Annotated in this window: 1 protein-coding gene; it reads left to right on the top strand. The window is 44.4% G+C overall.

Annotated features, from left to right (window positions below; translation table 11 throughout):
- Positions 1-129: 129 nt before the first annotated feature.
- Positions 130-885, top strand: a complete 756-nt coding sequence (locus tag PX484_RS15460) for an amino acid ABC transporter ATP-binding protein (protein WP_159296177.1) — start codon at positions 130-132, stop codon at positions 883-885.
- Positions 886-1115: the final 230 nt, after the last annotated feature.

The following is a 1115-nucleotide window of genomic DNA, read 5'->3' on the forward strand; positions in this document are numbered from 1 at the left end:
ACAGATGTAGAGAGACTATTTGAGTATTATGATTATTCCTCTTGATAAAATGTCGTCAAGGATACAATCTAGCAGAAACTAATCTGGATACTTTTATACAGAATGTAAAATTTTTTACGAGAGGACATCATGACCACTACCACCCCTGTGATTGTTAGTGAAGGTTTACGCAAAAGTTACGGCTCTTTAGAGGTACTCAAAGGAGTTACAGGCACTCTTTATCAAGGGGATGTGGTATCGGTAATCGGTCCCTCTGGCTGCGGCAAAAGTACCTTTTTACGCTGTCTCAATCGTTTGGAAACAATTAACGGCGGCCGCTTGGAGGTGATGGGAATTGACATCTCTTCCCCGAAGTTAAATCAATCGGTCCTGCGTAACTTACGCAGCCGGGTAAGTATGGTGTTTCAACACTTTAATCTTTTTCCCCATCTCACCGTTTTACAAAACTTGATGTTGGCCCCCAAGCAAGTGTTACACCACCCGGAAAATGAGGCTAAAGATACGGCAATTCATTATCTGGAAAAGGTGGGATTGGCCCCAAAAGCCGATGTTTATCCCGACCAATTATCGGGAGGACAAAAACAACGGGTGGCGATCGCTCGCAGTCTCTGCATGAAACCAGAGGTGATTTTATTTGATGAACCCACTTCGGCCCTGGATCCGGAATTAGTCGGGGAAGTGTTAAACGTTATGCGTCAATTGGCCAATGACGGTATGACTATGGTAGTCGTCACTCACGAAATGCAGTTCGCCAAGGAAGTCTCTAACAAGGTTTTGTTCTTTAATCAAGGTGTCATCGAAGAAGCAGGTGATCCCGACACTTTCTTTAATAATCCCCACAGCGAGCGCTTACAAGCCTTTTTAAGTCGCATCAATAGTAATTAGGGTTGGCTGAAAAAGTTTGTCGGTGGGGTTATAGAATAACCGATTACACCACTTTTTAGCGGAATCTCCTTGGTCAGCTGTGAACGTGATTGACATCCTCGCCGCCCTAAAAGTGCGGCGATTCCTAAACCTCACGATTTAAGTTTCTGCTTCCACCACCGTCGCATACCACAGTTAAAAAACCATGTACTGTCTTACACAGAGTCCACAGACTTTCGCCCCATTTCAGA

The organism is Microcystis sp. M49636_WE2 (assembly GCF_030065375.1).
GTDB classification, from domain to species: Bacteria; Cyanobacteriota; Cyanobacteriia; order Cyanobacteriales; family Microcystaceae; genus Microcystis; species Microcystis aeruginosa_C.

Coding starts and splice junctions, on each gene's coding strand:
- PX484_RS15460 (WP_159296177.1), top strand. CDS start 130: ATGACCACTACCACCCCTGTGATTGTTAGTGAAGGTTTACGCAAAAGT.